General features: G+C 53.1%; 22 protein-coding genes, 1 tRNA gene and 1 other annotated feature. Of the genes, 15 read left to right on the top strand and 8 right to left on the bottom strand.

Annotation, left to right across the window (positions count from 1 at the left end):
* Positions 1-7 precede the first annotated feature (7 nt).
* The 6 genes from mnmE to rpmH all read right to left on the bottom strand — a co-directional run bounded on the left by mnmE (position 8) and on the right by rpmH (position 3,900).
* Positions 8-1,384, bottom strand: coding sequence for a tRNA uridine-5-carboxymethylaminomethyl(34) synthesis GTPase MnmE (gene mnmE / locus ACFOUO_RS10455; RefSeq protein ID WP_380704948.1), 1,377 nt, complete (start codon positions 1,382-1,384; stop codon positions 8-10).
* A 197-nt stretch (positions 1,385-1,581) separates the two neighbouring features.
* On the bottom strand, positions 1,582-2,202 hold the full coding sequence (gene jag, locus ACFOUO_RS10450) for an RNA-binding cell elongation regulator Jag/EloR (protein WP_380705551.1): 621 nt from the start codon (positions 2,200-2,202) through the stop codon (positions 1,582-1,584).
* Between the two features lie 5 nt (positions 2,203-2,207).
* A complete protein-coding gene (gene yidC / locus ACFOUO_RS10445) occupies positions 2,208-2,957 on the bottom strand; it encodes a membrane protein insertase YidC (protein WP_380704946.1) in 750 nt (249 codons plus the stop codon).
* A gap of 54 nt (positions 2,958-3,011) precedes the next feature.
* Positions 3,012-3,221, bottom strand: coding sequence for a membrane protein insertion efficiency factor YidD (gene yidD / locus ACFOUO_RS10440; RefSeq protein WP_380704944.1), 210 nt, complete (start codon positions 3,219-3,221; stop codon positions 3,012-3,014).
* A gap of 7 nt (positions 3,222-3,228) precedes the next feature.
* The gene (rnpA, locus tag ACFOUO_RS10435; protein ID WP_380704942.1) at positions 3,229-3,612 is read right to left on the bottom strand and encodes a ribonuclease P protein component; all 384 of its coding nucleotides are present in this window, start codon (positions 3,610-3,612) and stop codon (positions 3,229-3,231) included.
* A 153-nt stretch (positions 3,613-3,765) separates the two neighbouring features.
* The gene (gene rpmH, locus ACFOUO_RS10430) at positions 3,766-3,900 is read right to left on the bottom strand and encodes a 50S ribosomal protein L34 (protein ID WP_380704940.1); all 135 of its coding nucleotides are present in this window, start codon (positions 3,898-3,900) and stop codon (positions 3,766-3,768) included.
* A gap of 566 nt (positions 3,901-4,466) precedes the next feature.
* On the opposite strand from rpmH, the gene dnaA reads away from it, so the two are divergent.
* The 7 genes from dnaA to gyrA all read left to right on the top strand — a co-directional run bounded on the left by dnaA (position 4,467) and on the right by gyrA (position 13,468).
* Positions 4,467-5,819 carry a chromosomal replication initiator protein DnaA gene (gene dnaA, locus ACFOUO_RS10425; RefSeq protein ID WP_380704938.1) on the top strand — a complete coding sequence of 451 codons (1,353 nt, stop codon included), beginning with the start codon at positions 4,467-4,469 and terminating at the stop codon, positions 5,817-5,819.
* A gap of 364 nt (positions 5,820-6,183) precedes the next feature.
* Positions 6,184-7,320: a DNA polymerase III subunit beta gene (dnaN, locus tag ACFOUO_RS10420; protein ID WP_380704936.1), complete on the top strand. Its 1,137-nt coding sequence runs from the start codon at positions 6,184-6,186 to the stop codon at positions 7,318-7,320.
* A 29-nt stretch (positions 7,321-7,349) separates the two neighbouring features.
* Positions 7,350-7,565 (top strand): S4 domain-containing protein YaaA, encoded by a 216-nt coding sequence (yaaA, locus tag ACFOUO_RS10415; protein WP_380705550.1) that lies wholly within the window; start codon positions 7,350-7,352, stop codon positions 7,563-7,565.
* 18 nt (positions 7,566-7,583) lie between these two features.
* On the top strand, positions 7,584-8,702 hold the full coding sequence (gene recF / locus ACFOUO_RS10410) for a DNA replication/repair protein RecF (RefSeq protein ID WP_380704935.1): 1,119 nt from the start codon (positions 7,584-7,586) through the stop codon (positions 8,700-8,702).
* On the top strand, positions 8,668-9,003 hold the full coding sequence (gene remB / locus ACFOUO_RS10405; RefSeq protein ID WP_380704933.1) for an extracellular matrix regulator RemB: 336 nt from the start codon (positions 8,668-8,670) through the stop codon (positions 9,001-9,003). The genes recF and remB overlap by 35 nt, the downstream gene beginning before the upstream one ends.
* Positions 9,004-9,013: 10 nt before the next feature.
* Entirely contained in the window at positions 9,014-10,927 is a 1,914-nt protein-coding gene (gyrB, locus tag ACFOUO_RS10400; protein ID WP_380704931.1) for a DNA topoisomerase (ATP-hydrolyzing) subunit B, read from the top strand.
* Between the two features lie 93 nt (positions 10,928-11,020).
* A complete protein-coding gene (gene gyrA, locus ACFOUO_RS10395; protein WP_380704929.1) occupies positions 11,021-13,468 on the top strand; it encodes a DNA gyrase subunit A in 2,448 nt (815 codons plus the stop codon).
* A gap of 57 nt (positions 13,469-13,525) precedes the next feature.
* On the opposite strand, the gene ACFOUO_RS10390 is transcribed toward gyrA, so the two are convergent.
* Positions 13,526-14,596, bottom strand: coding sequence for a YaaC family protein (locus ACFOUO_RS10390; RefSeq protein ID WP_380704927.1), 1,071 nt, complete (start codon positions 14,594-14,596; stop codon positions 13,526-13,528).
* A gap of 474 nt (positions 14,597-15,070) precedes the next feature.
* On the opposite strand from ACFOUO_RS10390, the gene guaB reads away from it, so the two are divergent.
* From guaB to ACFOUO_RS10350, 8 genes are all read left to right on the top strand, one after another.
* Positions 15,071-16,528 (top strand): IMP dehydrogenase, encoded by a 1,458-nt coding sequence (gene guaB, locus ACFOUO_RS10385; RefSeq protein WP_380704925.1) that lies wholly within the window; start codon positions 15,071-15,073, stop codon positions 16,526-16,528.
* A gap of 173 nt (positions 16,529-16,701) precedes the next feature.
* Positions 16,702-17,931 carry a D-alanyl-D-alanine carboxypeptidase family protein gene (locus tag ACFOUO_RS10380; protein WP_380704923.1) on the top strand — a complete coding sequence of 410 codons (1,230 nt, stop codon included), beginning with the start codon at positions 16,702-16,704 and terminating at the stop codon, positions 17,929-17,931.
* Positions 17,932-18,045: 114 nt separating this feature from the next.
* Positions 18,046-18,930: a pyridoxal 5'-phosphate synthase lyase subunit PdxS gene (pdxS, locus tag ACFOUO_RS10375; RefSeq protein WP_380705549.1), complete on the top strand. Its 885-nt coding sequence runs from the start codon at positions 18,046-18,048 to the stop codon at positions 18,928-18,930.
* 18 nt (positions 18,931-18,948) lie between these two features.
* On the top strand, positions 18,949-19,536 hold the full coding sequence (gene pdxT / locus ACFOUO_RS10370; RefSeq protein WP_380704921.1) for a pyridoxal 5'-phosphate synthase glutaminase subunit PdxT: 588 nt from the start codon (positions 18,949-18,951) through the stop codon (positions 19,534-19,536).
* Positions 19,537-19,550: 14 nt separating this feature from the next.
* Positions 19,551-19,773 (top strand) — a binding site (T-box leader).
* Positions 19,774-19,830: 57 nt separating this feature from the next.
* Positions 19,831-21,114: a serine--tRNA ligase gene (gene serS, locus ACFOUO_RS10365; RefSeq protein WP_380704919.1), complete on the top strand. Its 1,284-nt coding sequence runs from the start codon at positions 19,831-19,833 to the stop codon at positions 21,112-21,114.
* Between the two features lie 388 nt (positions 21,115-21,502).
* Positions 21,503-21,592: transfer RNA gene (locus tag ACFOUO_RS10360), tRNA-Ser, on the top strand.
* A 44-nt stretch (positions 21,593-21,636) separates the two neighbouring features.
* Complete coding sequence (locus tag ACFOUO_RS10355) at positions 21,637-21,888, top strand: peptidoglycan-binding protein (RefSeq protein ID WP_380704917.1); 252 nt, start codon at positions 21,637-21,639, stop codon at positions 21,886-21,888.
* Positions 21,860-21,955 (top strand): SPOR domain-containing protein, encoded by a 96-nt coding sequence (locus tag ACFOUO_RS10350; RefSeq protein WP_380705548.1) that lies wholly within the window; start codon positions 21,860-21,862, stop codon positions 21,953-21,955. Before ACFOUO_RS10355 ends, ACFOUO_RS10350 begins: the two co-directional genes overlap by 29 nt.
* Before the next feature lie 183 nt (positions 21,956-22,138).
* Here the strand turns inward: ACFOUO_RS10350 and ACFOUO_RS10345 are convergent, their stop codons facing one another.
* On the bottom strand, positions 22,139-23,458 hold the full coding sequence (locus ACFOUO_RS10345) for a helix-turn-helix domain-containing protein (RefSeq protein ID WP_380704915.1): 1,320 nt from the start codon (positions 23,456-23,458) through the stop codon (positions 22,139-22,141).
* Positions 23,459-23,754 lie beyond the last annotated feature (296 nt).

Below are 23,754 nucleotides of genomic sequence, written 5' to 3'. Positions count from 1 at the left end.
TCCCTCCTCACTTACCCAGACAGAACTGGGAAAAAATCTGATCGATCAAATCCTCCGCCACGGCATCCCCGATGATTTCCCCGAGGGACTCCCATGCATTCTTCAGGTCGATTTCCACCATATCCAAGGGCATTCCGCTTTCAATCCCTTCGATGGCGTCATGGACGTGCTTGCGGGCTTCTTTCAGGAGATGGACATGGCGCGTATTACTGACATAGGTGGCATCCGCCGTCTGAGTCCGGCCCTCCATAAACAGATCAGCGATTGCCTGCTCCAACTCATCCAGCCCCTTCTCTTCTTTCACCGAGGTCGTCACCAGTGGAAGCCCTCCGATCAGGGAAGTTACTTCTTCCAAGTCAAGGCGGGAAGGCAGATCCGTCTTGTTAACGATCACGATGGTCGTATGTTCTCTGGCCAGCTTCAGCAGTTTTCGATCATCCTCGCCCAATTCCTCGGCGTGGTTGAGGAGGAGCAATACCAGATCCGCTTCCGCCAGGGCCTGGTGAGAACGCTCCACCCCGATCTTTTCCACCAAGTCTTCCGTCTCCCGGATTCCGGCCGTATCCACTAAACGGAGGGGGATCCCCCGCACATTGACATACTCCTCGATCACGTCCCGAGTCGTTCCCGGGATGTCCGTCACAATCGCTTTGTTTTCATGAGCAAGAGCATTCAAGAGGGAAGATTTCCCCACATTGGGTCGTCCGACGATCACCGTGGCGATCCCTTCCCGCAAAATTTTCCCCTGGCGAGCCGTGACCAGCAAATGATCGATTTCTTGCTCCACCTGCCGGGATTTTTCCAGCATCTTTTGCCCCGTCAACTGCTCCGCATCATACTCGGGATAATCCACATTGACAGCCAAGTGAGCCAGGCTCTCCAAGATCTCCTGCCGGAGGCGTTGAATGAGGCGGGACAAACGTCCCTCCGCCTGGTTAACAGCCACCCGGGCCGCCCGATCCGTCTTGGAACGGATCAGATCCATGACCGCCTCCGCTTGGGAGAGGTCGATCCGGCCGTTGAGGAAAGCACGCTTCGTAAACTCTCCCGGTTCCGCCAATCGCGCCTCAGAAGCAAGCAAAGCCTCCAGAACAGCCTGGACAGGAATCATGCCCCCGTGACAACTGATTTCCACCACATCTTCCCGGGTGAAGGTCCGGGGAGCCCGCATGACCGTCACCAACACCTCATCGAGGACTTTCCCTTCCGCAGGATCTAGGATTCGCCCGTAATGCACCGTATGGGTGGGGACTGCGTCAAGGGGTTGCTTTCCTTTATATAGACGATCCACGATTGCGATCGATTCCGGGCCGCTGACCCGGATCACCGCAATCCCCGCCTCTCCCATCGTCGTGGAGATGGCTGCAATCGTGTCCGTTTCCATCTCGGTTCACCTCAAACCTTCACAGCTGATCCTCTGACAGCCCAACCCGCCCAGCATTCCGCCTCGGGTCTCGGGACTACCGATTCAACAGGGTTCTGACAACTAATGATAGCATACGGTTATTGGAATACAAAACAAACCGCTTCATGTAAAAAAACTCCCCAAATGGGAGTTTTCTCGTGATACCGCAACGGTTTTCAGCGTGAAGCCTTCCACAGGACCACCACTTTGCGGTGAGGGTCTTCCCCTTCGCTGGTGGTGGTCAACTCCTTATATTTCTGGATCTGCGTGTGGATCACTTTCCGCTCCATCGGGTTCATCGGTTCCAGTGTGACTGGCTTTTTGGTCCGGATCACCTGTTTAGCGATCCGGTCTGCCAACGCCAACAGGGTGTCCCTGCGCCGGTTGCGATACCCTTGGGCATCCAGAATAAACCGGACGTAGGCGCCTTCCGCCTTATTGGCGATGATGTTGGTCAGATACTGGAGGGCATCCAAGGTCTGGCCTCGGCGTCCGATCAGGATCCCCAGCTGGTCCCCATGGAAATTGATGCGGACATGGTCGGACTCCTCGGTCGTTTCCAGGTCAATCCCCTGCAGGCCCATCGTGTCCAGCACTTCCCGCAGAAAGCGGTGGGCCTCCTCCCGTGGGGTGGGGTTCTTCTCCACTTCCACCTTGGCGTTCCGCACCCCGATCCAACCGAAAAACCCTTTGCTGGGCTCCTCCAAAACCGTGATTTTTACCTGATCCCGTGAGGCGGAAAGGCGGGCGAGGGCCTCCTCGACCGCCGCTTCCACGGTTTTCCCCGTTACGGTCACTTTTTTCAACGGGTCACACCCTCCCGCTTTGCCTTGAATTTATCGCCGATGAAATAATACTGGATCATCGTGAACAGGTTGCCATACACCCAGTACAGGGCGAGAGCGGAGGGAAAGCTGAAAGACAGGACAAAGATCATGATCGGCATAATAATCAGGAAAGCCTTGGCCTGGGGATTGTCGCTCATCCCCATCATCACCGACTGCAGGTAGGTGGTGACGGCAGCCAAGACGGGAAGGATGTGGTAGGGGTCCGCCTCACCCAGCTGCAACCACAGGAAATCCGCTTCGAAAAGGGGGGTATTATGCATGATAGACTGGTAGAAAGCGATCAGGATCGGCATCTGTACCAATATCGGCAAACACCCCGCTAGGGGATTGACGTTGTGCTTTTGAAACAGCTTCATCGTCTCTTCCTGCAACTTCTGCTGGTTGTTCTTGTACTTCTCCCGCAGTTTGGTCATTTCCGGCTGCAGCGCCTGCATCGCCTTGGAGCTTTTCATCTGCTTCAGGGTAAGCGGTATGATCAGCAGACGGAGCCCCACGGTAACAACAAGGATTGCCAACCCATAGCTACCTAGCGCACGGGCAGTGGCATCCAGAATATCGATCAAGGGTATTACAAAGTAACCATTCCAGAAGCCCGGGTCAGTCCGGTCAATCGGTTTCATCTGGTCCGGATTCGGCACACAGCCGGCGAGAGCCAGCACCAGCAGCACCAAAACCAGACCCCCTATCACGCGTCGTCTGGTCAAAAAATACTCCTCCTTCGAATCCAATCCGTTTCGATGGAAGGATTACAGGTGGTTTCAGGGGACAGGGTCACAGCCCCCAGGGTGAAACGGATGGCACTTGACGATCCGTTTGGCTGTCAACCACCCTCCCTTCCAGAATCCGTACCGGGAGATGGCGATCAGGCCATATTGGGAACAGGTAGGAGCGAACCGGCAAGTGGGCGGCAACAGGGGAGAGATCAACCGCTGATAAAACCGGATCAACAATAATGCCAGGATTTTCACGGCTCCCTCACCCCGATCCTTTGTCCGCGGGTTTGTCGACGGTATCCGACTCCTTGGAAAGGAGTTTCGCCTTTCGCAGAAGGTGACGGAGACTGGCCTTCACTTGGTGATAATCCATCTCCGCCGCCGGTTTGCGGGCGATGAGGATTAAGTCCGTATTGGGCGGTAGCCGGTCGACCCATTGACGGGTCACTTCCTTGACCAGCCGTTTGATCCGATTCCGTACGACAGCGTTTCCCACCTTGCGGCTGACGGAAATCCCGATCCGCACGGGTCCCGTCTCAGCCCGTCGGCCCCGGTAAACGACAAATTGCCGGTTGGCTGTGGACGTCCCGATCCGGAAGGTACGCCGAAAATCGTTCCGCCGTTTCAACCGATACTGACGCTGCACGGAAATCCCCCTCTCCGCCAAGCTCTGGTACCAGTATAGAGCGGCTGTGGACCAAATTAAACCTACCCCGGAATGACTTCTTTGCGCTCCGGTGATTGAGAACGCTTGTCCCCCGGCAGGAAATAGGAAAAAAGGCCACTTTGGAAGGTGGCCTCAAGCAGACAGGACTTTTCTGCCTTTTCGACGGCGGTTGCGCAAAACTTTGCGCCCATTTTTGGTGCTCATACGCTGACGGAAGCCGTGCACATTCTTGCGACGGCGGTTGCTCGGTTGGAAAGTCCGTTTCATATGGTTACACCTGGTCCTCTCGCGGACAGCGGTCGGGAGTCCACCCCCCGCAACGCCGGCAGCCCGCAGACCAGGCTGCCTCCTTTCTCATATGGGTGTTTCGCCGAACCAATCGCTCGGTTGACATTCCTAATCATTATAGCGGTGTCAACAAAAGGTTGTCAAGAAAATAGGGGGCTCCATCCACATGTGGATAAGTATTGGAGGCCTCTTTTTATCCCCAGATTTATCCCGAGGTTTTCCCCGTCTTATCCACAACATTCACCCCTGTGGATGAAAGTTATCCATAGCCCTGTGGGTGTTGGGGAAAGATTGCTGAATCCATTGTGATGTCTGGACAAATTTGATAAGATATTTGTGTTTTCCACAGTGGATAACTCCCACAGCGAACTCTTTTATACACAGGCTGTGGATAACTTTGTGGACAATCCACAACCTGTTGGGGGAAGAATTATCCACACCCTTGTGGATCCTGTGAAGAAAGACCGAATCCGCCGCGGGTATACCCTTTCTCGTGTGGATATCTCTGTTGAAAAAAGGAATTTCCGTCAGAAAGGAGGAATCCCATGGTGGATACCCATATTCAGGAGTTATGGGCCCAAGCATTGGAGCACATTCAGGGAAAGCTCTCCAAACCGAGCTACGAAACGTGGCTTCAAGCAACGGAAGCGGTGGATTATCGAGATGAAACGTTAATCATATCCGCCCCCAATGAGTTTGCCAGGGATTGGCTGGAGTCCCGCTATGCCAACTTAGTGCGGGATACGTTACAGGAAGTAACCGGGGCAGTGATCGGGGTTCAATTCATCACCCATTCAGCGGCACGCCCGGAAGTCGAAGAGGAAAGCGCCCCCACCCTGGAAAAACCCCAGGCGGAACCGGAATCCCCGAAAACGATGCTCAACTCCCGCTACACCTTTGACACCTTTGTAATCGGCTCCGGCAACCGCTTCGCCCATGCGGCCTCCCTGGCCGTGGCGGAAGCGCCGGCCAAGGCCTACAATCCACTCTTCATCTATGGTGGAGTGGGGTTGGGGAAAACCCACTTGATGCACGCCATCGGCAACTACGTTCAGTCCCACCCGTCTCATACCCGAGTGGTTTACCTCTCCTCGGAGAAGTTTACCAACGAATTTATCAACTCCATTCGGGACAACCGGACCGACGATTTCCGCAATAAGTATCGTTCTGTGGATATCCTGTTGATCGATGACATCCAGTTCCTCGCCGGGAAAGAGCAGACCCAAGAAGAGTTTTTCCACACCTTTAACGCCCTCCATGAAGAATCGAAACAGATTGTCATATCCAGTGACCGACCGCCCAAAGCCATTCCTACGCTGGAAGACCGGCTGCGTTCCCGGTTCGAATGGGGGCTGATCACCGATATCCAACCCCCTGATCTGGAAACGCGGATCGCCATTCTGCGAAAGAAGGCGATTGCTGATAAACTGGATATCGACAGCGAAGTGATGGCCTTCGTCGCCGACCGAATCGACACCAACATCCGTGAGCTGGAAGGGGCCCTGATCCGGGTGGTCGCATATTCGGCGCTCATGAATCAACCTGTTTCCACAGAGTTGGCTGCTGAAGCCCTGAAAGACATTATCGGCAACGCCCAGCCGAAAGTGATCGGAATCCCCGACATTCAGCAGGCGGTCAGTTCCTATTACCACATGCGTGTAGAGGATCTAAAGGGGAAAAAACGGACCAAAACCGTCGCCCTTCCCCGTCAGATCGCTATGTACCTCTCCCGTGAATTGACCGATTGTTCCCTGCCGAAAATTGGTGAAGAATTCGGGGGGCGGGACCATACCACCGTTATCCACGCCCATGAAAAAATTTCCCGCACGCTGTCCATGGACACCAGCATGCGGAAGGCCGTGGAAGACATCCAAAAGCGGTTGAATCGCCGCTCCTAAAAAGAGAGACAATCGCGGACTGTGAATAATGTGGACAACCTGTACCTACCTATACACAGTCTTTCCACAGGGCTCGCAGGTTGGTACGTCTGGGAAAAAAGCACTTATACACATATTCACAGCCCCTATTACCACGACTATGATCTTTAAAATATAATATATATGTTATAAGCGCCCTGATATGACTCCATCTTCGTTCCTATTTTCCTTCCGGCATCTTTTCCCGGAGGGCGGTTCCATGATTGAATGTCATAGGGGCTCTTTATCTTTGTTCGACGGCTTTCACACATCTGCGGCCCTGCCTGTCTGTGCAAGCCGCCGGATGGATCTCATGGAAAGCGAAAAGATGAGGAGGACATTCCCAATGAAATTTCGGATCTCCCGTTCCGCACTGACAGAAGCCGTATCCCAGGTTTCCAAAGCCGTATCCCAAAAAACCACGATTCCCATCCTCACGGGGATCAGAGCGACAGTGGATGAAGAGGGCCTTTGGCTGACCGGGAGCAACTCCGACCTGACGATCCAAGTGGCAGTTCCTGCCCAGCGGGATGATAAAGATCAGGTAAAAGTGGAAATAATAGGAAGTGTCGTCCTGCCTGGCCGTATCTTTGCCGATATTGTACGAAAGCTGCCGGGAGAGGAAGTGGACTGGGTTGTGGATGAACGGTGGAAAACCACCCTCCGTTCCGAGCAAGCCCAATTCGAGCTAAAGGGGCTGGACCCCGAGGAGTACCCGCGCCTCCCTCAACTCCACGAAGACCAGATGTTCAGCTTGCCTTCGGAGTTGTTAAAATCCATGATCCGGCAGACTGGGTTCGCCGTTTCAGCTTCTGAAGCCCGCGGTGTTCTCACTGGGGTCTTGTGGCAATTGAAAGAGGGGAAACTCAACTTTGTTGCGACGGACAGCCATCGACTTTCCCGGCGCCAGGCCGAAGTGGAGGCTCCGGCGGATTTTACGGTGGATAACGTGGTCGTACCTGGAAAGAGCCTGTCGGAGCTTGCCAAAATCCTTCAAGAGTCCAACGGATGGGTCGACGTGGTTCTTTCTGAAAACCAGCTCCTGGTTCGGACGGAAAACCTGCTATTCTTTTCCCGTTTGCTAGACGGTACTTACCCTGATACCAACCGGGTTATCCCCCAAGGGGGAAAGACTGAAATCGTCCTGTCTACCAAAGAATTGCTTCAGTCGGTGGACCGTGCTGCTTTGATCAGCAGGGACGGACGGGATAATGTGATAAAATGGACAGTGAAGGAAGAAGGAACCGTTCAGGTCCATTCGGCTGCACAAGATGTGGGGAGCGTGTTGGAAGAGGTGACAGCCAAGGTATCGGGTGAGGAAATGGACATCTCTTTTAACGCCCAATACATGTTGGACGCCCTGCGCGCTGTCGACTCCGACGAGATCCAGATTGTGTTGACTGGCACGATGACGCCCTTCGTTATCCAACCGGCGGACCGGGACGACTCCCTTCACCTGATCGTACCGATCCGTACTCGGTGAATCCTGAAACACGGGAGGACATGAATCGAATGCAGGAGATCACCATTCACACGGAGACCATCACCCTCGGTCAGCTCCTCAAAAAGCTGAATATCCTCGGAACCGGCGGCCAGGTAAAGATCTTCCTGGCCGAGTATGAGGTACGGGTCAACGGCGAACCGGAGGAGCGGCGCGGCCGAAAGCTTTATCCACAGGACATTGTGGAAATCGAGGGGATGGAATCCCTTCGGGTGGTCCGGGCCTGAGGAGAGGGAGGAATCCGATTGCACGTGGAAGAGCTGGAACTCTTCCAGTTCCGTAATATTACCCACCTGGAGTTAAAATGTCCCGAAGCGCTCCATCTCTTTGTGGGACCCAATGCCCAGGGAAAGACCAACATCCTGGAGTCCCTTTACCTTCTCTCGATCGGAAAATCCCACCGGACGAGGAAAGATAAGGAGATGATCCGCTGGGAGGAGACGGCGGCAAAGGTGAAGGCTCGTGTAGCGGGGGAACATGGGAGCCATCGGCTGGAGGTTCGCCTGACACCTCAGGGAAAAAAGGTGGTAAAGAACGGCCTGGAACAACGTCGTCTCTCTGAGTACATCGGAACCCTCACCGCGGTTCTCTTTGCTCCGGAGGACCTCACTATCATCAAAGGTAGTCCTCAGGTTCGGCGTCGATTCATCGATATGGAGATTGGTCAGGTAAGCCCAGCCTATATCTATAACCTAACCCGCTACCATAAGCTCCTTACCCAGCGCAACCATCTGCTGAAAGAGATGAGTAAACGGCGGCAACGGGAGAACCCCTTGCTCGATGTACTGGATGAACAGTTGATCGAGTTGTCCACACACCTGTGGAAAAAACGGACCGCTTTCATTCGGCTCCTTGCCCGCTGGGCTGGGGACATTCATCAGTCGATCACTCAAGGCCGGGAAACCTTAAGCATTGATTATCAACCTTCCGTCCCCGTAGAAGAGGAGGCGGATGCCGGGGAATTCCAGACGGCCCTGGTACGAGAACTGGCCCGCCTCCGCGGACAGGAAATTCAACGGGGAAGCACCCTGGTCGGGCCCCATCGGGATGATCTACGCCTGTTTGCTGAAGGGGTAGATCTACATCGATACGGATCTCAGGGGCAGCAGAGGACGGCGGCTCTTTCTCTCAAACTGGCGGAAATTGAGTTGATCCGCCAGGAAACCGGTACTTATCCGATTCTTCTTTTGGACGACGTCCTTTCCGAACTGGATGATTTCCGGAAGACCCACCTCTTGGAGGCGATCCGGGGTAAAGTACAAACATTCGTTACAGCCACCGGATTGGAAGGGATCGATCGGGAAACGAGGGAAAGAGCTCGAATTTACGGTGTGCGGCAAGGCAGGATCTCGGAACAGAGGTGAGACCGTGTTTATCCATCTAGGCGGCAATAAAATGATCCGAATCAGTGAAGTGGTGACCATCCTGGATGCCGGTGGAAGGCGTTCCCCTTCCACCTTGGCACCTTACTTGGAGGCGGCCCGCAATCAGGGCCGTTTGGAGTGGATTACTACCCTGGAAGAGATCAAGTCTTATGTGGTGACGGAGACGGTCATTTACGCTTCGCCCATCTCTTCCCTGACGCTCCTGAAACGGGCACAGCAAGGGGGGAACCGGGTCTTCGGGCTTTCCGGTCCCAAAGAAGTCAAAAAGGAACAAGAGTAGGTGAGCGTTTGTGTCCATACAGAAGACAAATTACGATGAATCTCAGATTCAGGTTCTGGAAGGCCTGGAAGCTGTCCGCAAACGGCCGGGCATGTATATCGGTTCAACCAGCAGCCGCGGGCTGCATCATTTAGTGTGGGAAGTTGTCGACAACAGTATCGACGAAGCGCTGGCCGGTCGTTGTGACACCATCGAGGTGAAGGTGCATGAAGACAATAGTGTGACCGTCACCGATAACGGCAGTGGGATCCCCGTCGGGATCCACTCCAAGATGGGTCGTCCTGCCGTAGAGGTGGTAATGACCGTCCTTCACGCTGGGGGGAAATTTAACTCGGAGGGTTACAAGTTTTCCGGCGGTCTCCACGGGGTGGGGATTTCTGTCGTCAACGCTTTGTCCGAGTGGCTGGAAGTCGAAGTGAAGCGTGAGGGCAAGATCCACCGGCAGCGCTATGTTCGGGGCATTCCTCAGGCTGACCTGGAAGTGGTGGGAAATACCGACGAAACCGGCACCATGATTACGTTTAAACCGGACCCGGAGATTTTCACTGAGACCACGGATTATGATTTTGAAACCCTGGACAAACGGGTGCAGGAGATGGCCTTCCTCAACCGGGGTATCCGTCTCAGCCTGATCGACGAACGCGGAGAAGGGAAATCCCGGGAATACAAATACGACGGAGGAATCCAGTCCTTCGTTGAACACCTGAACAAAAATCGGGAAAGCTTGCATGAGCCGCCGATTTTCTTTGAAGGTGAAAAAGACGATATCATCGTCCAGATCGCTCTCCAGTATAACGACAGCTATTCAAGCAATCTCTATTCTTATGCCAACAATATCCACACCCATGAAGGAGGAACCCACGAAGCCGGGTTCAAATCGGCTCTCACCCGGGTGGTAAACGATTATGCCCGCCGTTACAACCTCCTGAAGGAGAACGACAACAACCTGTCCGGGGACGATACCCGGGAAGGGTTGACAGCGATTATCAGCATCAAGATTCCGGATCCCCAGTTTGAGGGACAAACCAAAACCAAACTGGGAAATTCCGAAGCCCGGACGGCGACGGAATCCCTGTTTACGGAGCATTTCCTTACCTTCTTGGAAGAAAACCCGGCTGTTGCTAAAAAGGTGATCAATAAGTCGGTGATGGCCGCCCGAGCACGGGAAGCGGCCCGAAAGGCTCGAGAGCTGACCCGTCGTAAAAATGCCCTTGAGGTCAGCTCGCTTCCAGGGAAGTTGGCTGACTGCACGTCGCGGAAAGCGGATATCAGTGAACTTTATCTAGTTGAGGGGGACTCCGCCGGCGGTACCGCCAAACAAGGGCGGGACCGTATGTTCCAAGCGATCCTTCCTTTGCGGGGGAAGATTATCAACGTGGAGAAAGCCCGTCTGGATAAAGCTCTATCCAACGATGAAGTACGGACAATTATCACGGCTCTCGGCACGGGGATCGGCGAAGATTTCCACCTGGAAAAGGCCCGCTACCACAAAATCGTCATCATGACCGATGCCGATGTAGACGGAGCCCACATCCGGACTCTTCTCCTGACCTTCTTTTACCGCTATATGCGCCCTCTGATCGAGGAGGGTTATATCTACATCGCCCAACCGCCTCTGTTCAAGATCTCCCAAGGCAAGACTGTCTTGTACGCTTACAGTGAACGGGAGAAAAACAAGCTTACCGGGGAACTCTCCGGCAAAGGCAAAGTAGATATTCAGCGGTACAAAGGTCTTGGAGAGATGAACGCTACCCAGCTGTGGGAGACGACGATGGACCCCGAAAGCCGTACCCTCCTCCAGGTCTCCCTGCAGGATGCGATGGATTCGGACCAGGTCTTTGAAACCCTGATGGGAGACAAGGTGGAGCCTCGCCGGGAATTCATCCAGGAATACGCCAAACAAGTGCGCAACCTGGATATCTGACGTGGAGCCAGTGCCCCTTTAAATCACCGACCCGGCCCCTTTCGCAGCGGGAGGTGATAGCCGGGGGCACCAGAATCGAGCGGAGGGAAGCGAATGCCTGAAGAAACCAATCGAGTTAACGAAATTAATATCAGCCAGGAGATGCGTAACTCCTTCCTGGATTATGCGATGAGCGTCATTGTCAGCCGGGCCCTCCCCGATGTTCGGGATGGCTTGAAGCCTGTGCACCGGCGTATCATCTATACCATGAACGAACTGGGAATGACCCCGGACAAAGGTTACCGCAAATCGGCCAACGTGGTGGGTAATGTGCTCGCCTCTTACCACCCCCACGGGGATGTGGCCGTTTATGACACGATGGTCCGGATGGCCCAGGACTTTTCTTACCGGTACCTCTTGGTAGACGGACACGGCAACTTTGGTTCTGTCGACGGGGATTCCCCTGCCGCCATGCGTTACACAGAGGCTCGGATGGCTTCCATCACCATGGAGCTGCTGAGGGATATCCAGAAAGAGACCGTCGATTTCGGTCCGAACTACGACGGTCGGCTGGAGGAGCCGCTGGTTCTCCCCTCCCGGTTCCCCAACCTGCTTGTCAACGGGGCGGCGGGGATCGCCGTCGGGATGGCCACCAATATTCCTCCTCACAACCTGGGAGAAGTTATCAACGGGTTACTTGCCATGATTGAAAATCCAGATATCGATATCGACGGCCTGATGGAATACATCAAGGGACCGGATTTCCCCACCGCCGGCCTCATTCTGGGCCGCGAAGGGATCAAGAAGGCTTATAAGACCGGGCGCGGCAGTATCCGTCTTCAGGCGAAGACCCGGATCGAAGAAGCCAATAACGGCAAGATGCGGATTGTCGTCGAGGAACTTCCCTACCAGGTGAACAAGGCGAAGCTGGTGGAAAAAATCGCCGAGCTGGTGCGGGATAAGAAATTGGATGGCATCACCGACCTCCGGGACGAATCCGACCGGAACGGAATGCGGGTGGTTATCGAGCTGCGCCGGGATGTTAATCCCAAGGTTCTGCTCAATAACCTGTATAAGCAAACAACGCTTCAGACCAGTTTTGGCGTCAACATGTTGGCATTGGTGGATGGCAAGCCTTTGGTACTCAACCTAAAACAGGTGTTATACCACTATCTGGAGCATCAGAAAGTCATCATCCGCCGCCGGACCCAATATGAACTGCGGAAGGCGGAGGAACGGGCCCACATCCTCGAAGGACTCCGAATCGCCCTGGATCATATTGACGAAGTCATCGAACTGATTCGTGCCTCCCAGACTGCTCAGGAAGCCAAGGACGGTTTGATGGAGAAATTCGGTCTGTCGGAAAAGCAGGCTCAAGCGATCCTGGATATGCGTCTCCAGCGTCTGACCGGCCTGGAGCGGGAGAAGATCGAAAACGAATATAACGAACTCTTGAAAACCATCGCCGAACTGAAGGCGATCCTGGGCTCGGAAGAGAGGATCCTGGGTGTCGTGCGGGACGAGCTGGTGGAGGTCAAGGAGAAATACGCAGACGATAGAAAGACTCGGATCAGTTTCAACGCCGGGGACATTGAAGATGAAGACCTCATTCCCGAGGATGAGGTAGCGATTCTCCTGACTCATCGGGGCTATATCAAGCGTATGCCGCTGTCTGGCTACCGGGCTCAGCGCCGGGGCGGTCGCGGTGTCTCCGGTATGGGGATCCGGGAGGATGATTTCGCTCAACATCTTTTCGTCACTAACTCCCACAACCATCTCCTCTTTTTCACCAACAAGGGGAAAGTGTATCGGATGAAAGCTTATGAAGTACCGGAACTTTCCCGGGCTGCTCGGGGAACGCCGATTATCAACCTGATTCAGATCGATCAGGATGAATATATCGAAGCGATTATCCCGGTCAAAGAATTTACCGCGGATAATTACCTCTTTTTCGGAACGAAACACGGGGTGGTCAAGAAGACGCCCCTGGAGGAATTCGGCCATATCCGGCGGAACGGTCTCTTTGCCATCAACCTTCGGGAAGGGGACGAATTGGTAGGGGTTCGGCTGACCGATGGAGAGCAGGAGATCATCCTGGGAACCCGCAACGGGATGTCGATCCGTTTCCCCGAGCAGGATGTCCGAAAAATGGGACGTACAGCCACCGGGGTGAAAGGAATCGCGCTTGGCCAGGATGATATCGTGATCGGTATGGAAGTTGTCGTACCGGGGCTGGACGTGGCCCTTGTCACATCCAAAGGATATGGAAAACGTACTCCCCTCTCCGAATACCGGACACAATCTCGAGGCGGCAAAGGAATCAAAACGCAGAACGTCACTAAGCGCAAGGGCAAAGTTGTCGGACTCAAAGTGGTCTCCGAAGAGGAAGACCTGATGATCATCACCACCTCCGGCGTCATCATCCGGATGAACATTTCCGGAATCTCTACTCTGAGTCGTTACGCCCAAGGGGTCAAACTGATCTCCGTCAAAGAGGACGAAGAAGTGGCCACCCTTGCCCGCGTCGCTAAGGAAGAGACAGAGGAAGAAGAGGACGATTGAGGGCAGCAATGAGAGGAGACTCCATCCTATGGGATGGAGTCTCTTTTATATCCTGATTTAAGAACGGATGAACAGGATCTTTTCCTCGAAGAGGGCGTTTAGAATCAAATTGGGGAATTTACGAAGGGTCACCTGAAGGAACTCTTCGATCAATACGATTTCCTCAGAGATGGAGCCTCCGATCATTTCCCCCCATAGAGGGGCTTCGTAGCGGCAGAGCATACTGAGGGAAAACAAGAGAAGATAGTGGACGAACAGTTCCGGCAACACGGGGGCGGAACCATGGGCTGGGGGGAAAAGATAGTGGTTGCCGTGTAGATCTTCTCGAAACCAAGGGTGTGAAAATCCCCGGTTCCAATGGTTCACATGGAGGGAATCGGGATGACTCCATAACAGGCGCACCCGTCCCTGGGGCTGGGCGGATGGTCCGCAGGAAAATCGGGCTCCTCCTTCCCTACCTGCTCCGTTGAGCCGTTCCGCTAGTCTGCGAGGAGGAAGGTGGAGTACCTCCAGGACTCTCTCTTCAAAGGTGAAGGGCATTTCGGGAGAGATCACTGGGATCCGCTCAGGCACAGCGATGGGATAGAGACTTACTTCATGGAAGATCTGACGGAACCCATCCTGCAGTTCCGGGACAAGGGCGAGCAGGGACTTCATCGTCCAGCTTTCGCCGGTGAGAACCGGTCGCCCCGTCTTTCGTGCCAATTCAGGGAAGAGTCCGTCCCTTTGTGCCCGAACCTCATCGGAAAAGAAGCGATAATCGCTCCGCTTCCGGCGGCGGGTGGAGGCCCCATGGCGCATCACCGAAGCGTTCCGGGGGAATTCCGGGTCGAAGGAGAGCATCCATGCTTTGGATAAGTTCATGACACCGTAGTAAGCCAGCAGCGGGCTGACGAGAAGTTGGCTTTCCCGAGCGGCCCGATACAATTCCCGGGCTTGACGCACATGGGAGATGAGGGCATGAGAGGCACGGAACGCGGCCCGTTCCGGGTGTTCCACGCCGTTTCTTCGGTATTTTTCCGTGAGGAACCGTTTGGCCGTTGTCTCGTTTTCCAGGAGCAAATATAAGTTCCACATTTTTTGTTCCGGTGATTCGCAGGGGATCCGGCGGACCGTTCCCGTCTCCATCCTGTTCCCTCCCCTCCGCTATCCCAAGGTGGCGCCTATGTTCTATTGTGGTTGACAAGCTGCCCGATTATGAGGATGTCTCTTTTCCTGGACAGTGTGGAGATCGCCTGTGGATAACCTGTGGATAAAGGGGATAACTTCGGATGGATCAGGCTTTTCAAAAGCAAAGTTCACTTTTGTTTCCTTAAAATGGTTGAAGGAGGCAGGAAAGGATCGGTTAAGGGGATAGATATCCTTCCCCTGGGGGAAATGGATGAGCCGATGGGAGATCGGTCATAGTAAATATGGGTTTTCCTTGTACTAAGTCGGTGGTGGTCAATTCCATGTTAGAAAACGGACTTTTTTCCGAAAAACAAAAGGGCCCATATGCCAGCAATAGCGCGACTTGACAGGCATTAGGCCGTCTGATAAACTTTGCGAAAACCTTCGTGGCAAGGCTACGGATCTCAAGGGAAAAGGGGATTGGAGAGTCCAATGTGGGAAGATAAATTTTCCAAAGAAGGTCTGACGTTTGACGATGTGCTCCTGCTGCCTGCGCGGTCGGAGATTCTCCCCCGGGATACGGACATATCCACCCGGTTGTCGGAGACAGTTCATTTGTATACACCGCTTTTGAGTGCTGGGATGGATACTGTGACTGAGGCTCCGATGGCAATTGCCATGGCTCGTCAGGGCGGAATCGGAATCATACACAAAAGCATGGAAATCCATGAACAGGCCGAAGAAGTGGATCGGGTGAAACGGTCAGAGAGCGGGGTCATCACCAACCCCTTCTATCTTCACCCAGACCATAAGGTATACGATGCTGAAGCGCTGATGGCCAAGTACCGTATCTCCGGTGTTCCAATCGTGGATCAGGATAAAAAACTGGTCGGCATCTTAACCAACCGGGATCTGCGTTTTGTTCACGATTATTCCATTCCGATTCGGGACGTCATGACTCGAGACAACCTGGTTACCGCTCCGGTGGGGACAACCATGCAGGATGCTGAAGGGATTCTGCAACGCCATAAGATTGAGAAACTCCCCTTAGTGGACGGGGATGGCATCCTAAAAGGGCTTATCACGATCAAAGATATCGAAAAGGCCACGCTGTTCCCCCATGCTGCCAAGGATGCTCAAGGCCGCCTCCTCGCTGGAGCCGCAGTAGGCGTTTCCAAGGATACGATGCAGCGGGCTGCTGCTCTCGTGGAAGCGGAAGTAGACGTCTTGGTCGTCGATACCGCCCACGGTCACTCCAGGGGCGTATTGGAAGCCGTTGCCCAACTGCGTAAGGAATATCCGGAGCTTCTTATCATCGCTGGCAACGTGGCCACGGGTGAGGGGACTCGCGACCTGATCGAAGCTGGGGCGAGTGTCGTCAAAGTGGGAATCGGACCGGGTTCCATCTGTACAACCCGCGTCGTCGCCGGGATCGGTGTTCCTCAAATCACGGCAGTGTATGACTGTGCCAGCGTTGCCAGGCAATACAACGTCCCGATTATCGCTGACGGCGGGATCCGATTCTCCGGCGATATTGTGAAGGCGCTGGCCGCCGGGGCTGACGCTGTCATGATGGGTAGCATCTTTGCCGGGACTGAAGAGTCTCCCGGCGAGACGGAAATTTACCAGGGCCGCCAGTTCAAAGTGTACCGGGGAATGGGCTCCATCGGTGCGATGAAAGCCGGAAGTAAGGATCGTTATTTTCAGGAAAACGAGCAGAAACTGGTGCCCGAAGGCATCGAGGGTCGTGTTCCCTACAAAGGTCCCCTTGCCGACACCATCTATCAACTGATGGGCGGGTTACGGGCCGGTATGGGCTACTGTGGAACCCGGAACCTCGATGAACTGAAGAATCATTCGCGCTTCACCCGGATCACCAACGCTTCTTTGCGGGAAAGCCACCCCCATGATATCCAGATTACCAAGGAAGCACCCAATTATAACTTTTAACAAGCCTTTGCAAGGCGATGCCAGTAAAACGGTATCGCTTTTTTTTCGCCAGGAAGTCGACTCGTGTCCGCTTTTTCGTTTACCATTCCCTTTTATTCTTGTAAACTGATTATTGCGGGATTCGGCATTTTTTTCTATTCAGATTTTATGAGATGAACGGGGATGGTATTTAGTTGTTCGGGAAAGTGAAAAAATCCGTCATCCTGTGTTGTTGCTTTTGTCTTTTTTTTGGATGGTTTGTACCCACAGAGATGGCGGAGGCGGCTTCCACCGTACCCGTCAAGGTGGAAGCCCGCTCCTATATTCTCTTGGAGATGGATTCGGGCCTCGTCCTGGCGGAGCATCATTCCGGGAAGCCCTACGCTCCGGCCAGTATGACGAAGATTATGACAGAATATCTGATCCTGGAACGTATCAAACAGAATAAGGTGTCTTGGAAGGAAAAGGTCCGGGTAAGCAAAAACGCTGCAAGGATTGGGGAGGCCCAAGTATTCCTTAAAACGGGGGAAGAACGGACCATCAGGGAGCTATTCACAGCCATGGCTGTTTATTCGGCCAATGATGCCGCCGTTGCTCTAACTGAGCACATTGCGGGAAGCGAAACCGCTTTTGTCGACCTGATGAACCGGAAAGCAGCAGAGCTAGGCTTGATTCATACGCATTTCACCAACTGCACGGGTCTACCTCGAAGAAGTTACCCGGATTACCCGGACGTGAAGGGGAAACATCAGATGTCTGCGGAGGATATCGCCCAGCTCACCCGCCGAATCCTGACAGACTATCCCGAGGTGATTGAGACAGTCTCCCTTTCGCACTATACCTTTCGCTCTGGGGAGAAGGACGAGAGAAAACTGATCAACTGGAATAGGATGTTGCCTGGCCTTTCCCGCGCATACCGGGGATTGGATGGCTTCAAAACCGGCTATACCCGGGAAGCGGGCTACGGCTTTTCCGGTAGCGCCAAGCGGCATGGTATGCGATTGGTATCCGTGGTGATGGGCACAAACTCCAAAGTCAAACGCTTCACTGAGACCCAAAAACTACTGGATTATGGCTTCGACCATTACGAAAGAAAAAAAATGATTGAGTCCAGGGTACCGATTCCTGGCCATCGAAAGGTTCCGGTTAAACACGGAGCGGAAACTGAGGTACCCGTGGTTGCTGAAAGGAGCCTCACCCTGCCCATCATCCGGGCAGACGCAGGGAAGTATCGTTATAAGGTGGAATTTCCCAGTGATTTGAAAGCCCCCCTCAAGGCGGGGACAGTGGTGGGAAAAGCCAAGATTTTGTATGATGGAGAAGAGATCCCCGGGTTGAAACCAGTCCGGCTGATTGTCCAGAAAGATGTCGATAAAGCGGGATGGCTAACGAGCCTGTTTCGATCCGTAACCGGATGGTTCTGAAAGGCCTGACGTGCGGGTGTGTTGTCAACCCGTCTCTCTTTGGTTACAATGAGTCTTATCAAGATTGGGATTCCGGGAAAACTAGGAAGGTGACGTGGGATGAGCCGAGATAACATGTTTGAGACTGGTACGGACCGTGTAAAACGGGGAATGGCAGAGATGCAAAAAGGCGGCGTGATCATGGACGTCGTGAATGCTGAACAGGCGAAGATCGCAGAAGAGGCCGGGGCAGTTGCAGTTATGGCGCTGGAACGGGTACCGGCCGATATCCGAGCCGCCGGTGGAGTTGCCCGCATGGCCGACCCGACGGTGGTTGAAGAAGTGATGAGTGCTGTTACCATTCCGGTCATGGCCAAAGCACGGATCGGCCACTTTGTGGAAGCCCGTCTCCTGGAGTCCATGGGTGTCGACTATATCGACGAAAGCGAAGTCCTTACCCCGGCTGACGATAAATACCATATCGATAAGAGTGCTTTTACCGTACCCTTTGTATGCGGAGCTCGTGATCTAGGGGAAGCCCTTCGCCGGATCGGTGAAGGAGCGTCGATGATCCGGACCAAAGGGGAGCCCGGTACCGGAAACATCGTTGAAGCGGTAAAGCACATGCGTATGATGATGGGGCAGATTCGCCAGGTACAAGGCATGTCCCGGGATGAACTCATGGCGGAAGCCAAGAATATTGGGGCTCCATTTGAGCTTCTTCTCCAGATTCACGAAACAGGCAAACTGCCGGTAGTTAACTTCGCGGCAGGCGGGGTAGCCACCCCGGCAGACGCAGCTCTGATGATGCAGCTGGGCTCCGACGGCGTATTTGTCGGTTCCGGTATCTTTAAATCGGACAACCCGGAGAAATTTGCCCGCGCCATCGTTGAAGCCACCACGCATTACGAAGATTTTTCCCTGATCGCCGAACTCTCCAAAGGTTTGGGTGGGGCGATGCAAGGGATTGAGATTTCTACGTTGGAAAAGAAAGACCGGATGCAAGACCGCGGTTGGTAATCGAGGAGGGAATGGCCGATGAAGGTCGGTGTACTCGCCCTGCAGGGGGCGGTTCGCGAACATATACGGATGCTGGAGGCGACCGGGGTCGAAGCGGTATCCGTCAAACGGCGAGAGCAGCTGAATGATCTGGACGGCCTGGTCATTCCCGGTGGAGAATCCACCACCATCAGCAAAATGATGGGGAAATATGATCTGATGGAACCGATCCGAGAAATGGGCCAACGAGGGGTTCCCCTCTTTGGAACCTGTGCAGGCCTCATTCTGTTGGCGGAACGGATTGAAGGCGTGGAAAACGCCCATCTGGGACTGTTGGATATTACGGTTCGGCGTAACGCCTTCGGACGCCAGCGGGAGAGCTTCGAAGCTCCTCTCATGATCGACGGAGTAGCAGAGGACTTTGAAGCGGTCTTCATCCGTGCACCGCAAATCACGGAGGCAGGGGCTCGGGCAGAAATCCTATGCACAGTGGATGATCGAATTGTGGTCGTCCGCCAAGGCCATTTGCTGGGGGCTTCCTTCCATCCGGAATTAACGGATGACAGCCGGCTTCATGCTCATTTTGTCGAGATGGTGAAAGAGGCGAAATCGGCCCATACCGTCTAAAGTGGATCGTTGAACCAAAGGTGTTGATGAGAACAAGTACCCGGTGGAGATGGTGCAGAGAGGCGGTGGCTGGTGTGAACCGTCCCGTCTCCCCGGGGAATCCCTCTCGGAGCCGCGCGTGATAAGCGGGTTTCCGCCCAAGCGCCGCCGGTTGGCAACCGTTATTCCTGCCGAAGAGAGGATCGTCTATTTATTACGGTCAATGAGGGTGGCAACGCGGAACCTTCCGTCCCTTGGGATGGGGGGTTTTTGTATGGGCAGAACCCCTTTGACGGAACAAAGGAGGGATTTGACATGTTGGATCTGAAGATGCTTCGCAACCAGATGGAAACGGTACGGGAGAAATTGACTCATCGGGGAGAGGACATTGGCGGGCTGGATTCCATTCTCCGCCTCGATGAGCGGCGAAGAGAACTGTTGAAGGAAACGGAGCAGTTGAAGAGCCGACGCAATACGGTTTCCAAGGAAATCGCCCAAAAGAAAAAAGCGGGGGAAGATGCCGCTGACAGTATCGTTGAGATGCGGCAGGTGGGAGATCGGATCAAAGAGCTGGACGGGGAAACCCGCAAAGTGGAAGAAGAGTTGGATCAGGTACTGCTCACCTTGCCGAATATCCCGCATGAAAGCGTGCCCATCGGTGAGAGGGAAGAAGATAACGTTCCGATCCGCCACTGGGGGGAGCCAAAGGCCTTCAGCTTTACTCCAAAAGCGCATTGGGATCTAGCGAAGGATCTGGATCTCCTTGACTTTGAACGGGCAGCCAAAGTGACCGGGTCTCGTTTTGTTTTCTACAAAGGGGCCGGAGCCCGGTTAGAACGCGCTCTGATGAATTTCATGCTCGACCTGCACACGGAGGAACATGGATATACCGAAATGATTCCTCCCTATATGGTCAATCGGGGAAGCATGACCGGAACGGGACAGCTGCCCAAGTTTGCGGAGGATTCTTTCGCGGTGGGCGGGACGGATTACTTCTTGATCCCGACGGCGGAAGTCCCTGTTACTAATTACCATGGGGGAGAGATCCTTCCGGGTGATGAACTGCCCAAGAAGTTTGCTGCTTTCAGTTCTAATTTCCGTTCGGAGGCAGGATCGGCGGGCCGGGACACCCGAGGCTTAATCCGTATGCACCAGTTTAACAAAGTTGAACTGGTCAAGCTGGTGAAACCGGAGGAATCCTACGAGGAGTTGGAAGAGCTGGTGGGAGAAGCCGAAAAGGTGTTACAGCTCCTGGAACTCCCGTATCGGGTTCTGTTGATGTGCACCGCTGATCTGGGCTTTACCGCTGCCAAAAAATATGACCTGGAAGTTTGGATGCCCAACTCGAATACGTATCGGGAGATCTCTTCCTGCAGCAATTTCGAAGATTTTCAGGCCCGCCGTGCAGGGATCCGCTTCCGCCGGGAACCGGGGGCTAAACCGGAGTTTGTCCACACCCTGAACGGTTCTGGCTTGGCCATTGGGCGGACAGTAGCCGCCTTGTTGGAAAATAACCAACAAGAAGACGGCAGCATCCGCATCCCGAAGGTCTTGCAGCCCTATCTGGGCGGGTTGGAGAAATTGGAGTACCAGGGATAAGGAGAGGTACCCCTCGGGTGTCTTTGAGATTGCTGACAAACCACGCGGGGTGCGGGGCCGGATTTCCGACTCCGCACCCGATGTTCCTCCCGCAGATGCCGAGCCTGTCCGCTCCATGCCCTCCGGTTCCAACCAGCGGCCAAAGGAAAAGCGTGTGTGGCCGCAAAACGGTTGGAGCCTCCGGGCACTCCGCTGAGTAGTCGGTGCCAACAGGCGCTTCGCCGGAAACCGGCCCACCTTTGTGGTGTGGAAGGGACTTTGTCAGCAGGCTTAGACACCCATCGGGTGTCTTTTTATTTTGTCTGCTATACATCGGGTCGTGACCTTCAGCCCTTGACTGAAAGGAAATCTCCCCGTATAATTGAACGGGCAGTTATCCACAGGCTGGGGAGAGGTGGCCGAGTGGTTGAAGGCAGCGGTCTTGAAAACCGCCGTACCTTTGCGGGTACCGTGGGTTCGAATCCCACCCTCTCTGCCAATCGAGAAGGAACAGGAAGTCGTCCCATTTGGGGCGGCTTCTTTTTGCATGTTCCCCTTGCTGTAGGAGAAAGGTATTACAAAGTGGGGCCGGGGCCGCGCTTCTCCGAAGTGGATAAAAAAGCGTGTGCCGCCTTCCAGCGTGACCAAGGATTCACCTGGAGCAGTGCGGATGGCTATCCAGGGCCAGTAACCTGGAAGCGTCTGATGGAGGAGATAGAAAGAGAAGAAAAAGCCCACTCCGAAGAAGAAGGCGAAATACCGAGTCATTACCGGGGCGTATTACGACCGAGATAATGCCGACTATCAGGTAAAAGCGTTGAAGTCCAAGGGCTTTGATGCTTTTATTTTGCCCATTGAATAGCCATAGCAAAGCCGGGCTAGGGAATTGCTCCCCTGCCCGGATTTTTTCATACATATTTTTTACATTTAAGATTGCTTAGGGTCAGACTGAAAATAGTCGCCAGAAACGATTGTTTTGTCATGACTGTAGTGAGCGGAAGGAACAGCCAAAACGGCAAGGCAGGCTGCAAGGAGGATAATCTTTTTAAGCGCCGTCAAGTATTTGTGCCCCCTCTTTTGCGAGTTTTCTCTGTACCTCATACATATTAGCTGTTGCTTTTGAAAATTCCTCCTTATTTTGGCCCTCCCAGCACTCAGCCAACCGAAATACAGCGGCATACTCTCTTTTTAGCAAGTCGTGTTTTCTAGATAGCTCAAGAGCTTGATGATATTGCTCTATCGCTTTTTCTGCTTCCCCCCTTTCTCTGTAGTAATCTCCCATGACATGGATCGCTTGAATATATCGGGGGACATCGTTATGTTTTTTACCTAGAGAAAGAGCTTTCTCTAAGACTGGAAATGCTTTATTCCATTCTTTTTGATTTATGTAGAGCATGCCCAACCAAGAGAAAGTCTGTATAAATTTATGCTCCTTAACCCCATCCAGGGACAATGCTTGCTCGAAACAAAATTCAGCCTCATCCCATTTTTCTTGGTTTATATATGAACTTCCCATTACTGTCCACAGATCAAATAACAAATTAAAGTCGCTGTTTCTGCGGGCAATATCGATCCCCTCAAGAACATACTCTTCTGCTCCCCGGTGTTGGCCCAATCGTCGTAGCAATTCCGATCTTAACCAATAAAAGGTCAAGACAGTATCGCTTTCATCCAAGCAGTACAGAGAATCCCAAACTTCTGTGACAACATTCATGCTTTCATTTAATCTACCCAAACGCTCCAGGAATATAGCCTTGTTAAGAGTCAGAAGATAGTAGAGATACTGCCGTTCCCTCTCAGTATCAAATGCGTCGATGCCGCTTTCGATAAATTGCAGAGCATTTTCTAGATCGTTTTGAGAATAATAGATGATAGCAAGCTCATTAAAACCAGCCGCCTCGATGTTTTCTACATCTGCTTGTTGACTTGCAAGCTGAATCGCTTTGTGCAGCTCCCTTTCAGCCTTTTTCCACCTTTTTGCTTTGATGAGACATTTTCCTTTTAAATAATAAGCCTTAGGCGCAAGCAGGTGACTATCCTCCAGCTCAAGTGAATGGAGGATCTCCAGTGCTTTTTCCCATTTACCATTACTAAATAGGCTTTCTACTCCGAGAAGTTTGAAATTTAACTTTCGGATTTCTTCTCGTTTTCTCTTTAGCATCTGAGGGACTTGATCCAACCCAATATTCAGTTTTTTCAATAGATACAAAGCCTTATCAGTACTTACGTGGGGGACGCCTCGTTCAACGTTGCTAATAGTGGCGGGTGAGATGTTATCATCTGCAAGGTCCTCCAATCGCAAACCCCGCTCTTTACGGACTTTTCGGATGATTACACCTAGCTCTGAACTTGGATAACTATTCATGTATTTCCTCCTCCCTCAATACCTAACAGATTCAACCATGATCATTCTACAACAATTATTCTGGGTTGGGAATACTCTATCTTTGTTTTTTTCGGCTTTGAGATCGTGTTTTAAATGGGAACGTCAAAAAATCTTGATATACATGGGACATGGAACTTACTAGCCAATATTATAATTATAATTTTTTTTAATTAGCCAAAACCTATTCACATGAATGATATTTCATGCTAGACTCTCATTGCAACAAAATACCAATCAAGGAGTGATGTGTATGTGAAAGAGGTTTTGCTCTCTTG

Origin of the sequence: Salinithrix halophila (assembly GCF_042650125.1) — a bacterium.
Taxonomy (GTDB): domain Bacteria; phylum Bacillota; class Bacilli; order Thermoactinomycetales; family DSM-45169; genus Salinithrix; species Salinithrix halophila.
The sequence above is the reverse complement of the archived record's forward strand: the minus strand, read 5'-3'. Positions and strand labels throughout refer to the sequence as shown.

What these genes read in the sequence shown, in the direction of transcription:
- yaaA (WP_380705550.1), top strand. Translation starts at nt 7,350, where the DNA reads ATGCAGGAGATCACCATTCACACGGAGACCATCACCCTCGGTCAGCTC.
- serS (WP_380704919.1), top strand. Translation starts at nt 19,831, where the DNA reads ATGTTGGATCTGAAGATGCTTCGCAACCAGATGGAAACGGTACGGGAG.
- ACFOUO_RS10345 (WP_380704915.1), bottom strand. Translation starts at nt 23,458, where the DNA reads ATGAATAGTTATCCAAGTTCAGAGCTAGGTGTAATCATCCGAAAAGTC.
- rpmH (WP_380704940.1), bottom strand. Translation starts at nt 3,900, where the DNA reads ATGAAACGGACTTTCCAACCGAGCAACCGCCGTCGCAAGAATGTGCAC.
- dnaN (WP_380704936.1), top strand. Translation starts at nt 6,184, where the DNA reads ATGAAATTTCGGATCTCCCGTTCCGCACTGACAGAAGCCGTATCCCAG.
- pdxT (WP_380704921.1), top strand. Translation starts at nt 18,949, where the DNA reads ATGAAGGTCGGTGTACTCGCCCTGCAGGGGGCGGTTCGCGAACATATA.
- ACFOUO_RS10390 (WP_380704927.1), bottom strand. Translation starts at nt 14,596, where the DNA reads ATGGAGACGGGAACGGTCCGCCGGATCCCCTGCGAATCACCGGAACAA.
- pdxS (WP_380705549.1), top strand. Translation starts at nt 18,046, where the DNA reads ATGTTTGAGACTGGTACGGACCGTGTAAAACGGGGAATGGCAGAGATG.
- guaB (WP_380704925.1), top strand. Translation starts at nt 15,071, where the DNA reads ATGTGGGAAGATAAATTTTCCAAAGAAGGTCTGACGTTTGACGATGTG.
- gyrA (WP_380704929.1), top strand. Translation starts at nt 11,021, where the DNA reads ATGCCTGAAGAAACCAATCGAGTTAACGAAATTAATATCAGCCAGGAG.
- dnaA (WP_380704938.1), top strand. Translation starts at nt 4,467, where the DNA reads ATGGTGGATACCCATATTCAGGAGTTATGGGCCCAAGCATTGGAGCAC.
- mnmE (WP_380704948.1), bottom strand. Translation starts at nt 1,384, where the DNA reads ATGGAAACGGACACGATTGCAGCCATCTCCACGACGATGGGAGAGGCG.